1 protein-coding gene is annotated in these 342 nt (G+C 59.1%); it reads right to left on the bottom strand.

Features of this window, described 5'->3' with window-relative positions:
- Nucleotides 1-2: 2 nt before the first annotated feature.
- Nucleotides 3-342 (bottom strand): transposase (locus AYO52_RS02495; protein WP_172812098.1); only part of this gene is annotated, 340 nt, incomplete at its 5' end.

Here is a 342-nt window from a genome sequence, read left to right as displayed (position 1 = left end):
CGCTAGTGTCGCGTTTCTGAAGTTGGTTTAGGGTTCGCTTTCGCGAGGATCTGTTCGGGAGTTTTAGTCCAGACGAACGGGTGTTTGCGGTCGTTCCAGCCCGTGATGAACTGGCGAATCTTGGCATTGAGGTCCTTGACAGATGTAAAGACACCACGGCGGATGGCCTGCCGGTCGATGATCCCGAACCAGACTTCCACGAGGTTGAGCCAGGATCCGGACGTCGGGGTGAAGTGCACGTGGAACCGCGGATGCTGTGCCAGCCACACCTTCACCGCCGGGGTCTTGTGGGTCGCGTAGTTGTCCATCACCAAGTGCAGGTCAACCTCCGGGTAGGCGCGG

Origin of the sequence: Dietzia sp. 111N12-1 (assembly GCF_001658045.1) — a bacterium.
Lineage (GTDB): Bacteria > Actinomycetota > Actinomycetes > Mycobacteriales > Mycobacteriaceae > Dietzia > Dietzia kunjamensis.
This window is presented reverse-complemented; position numbering and strand designations above follow the sequence as displayed.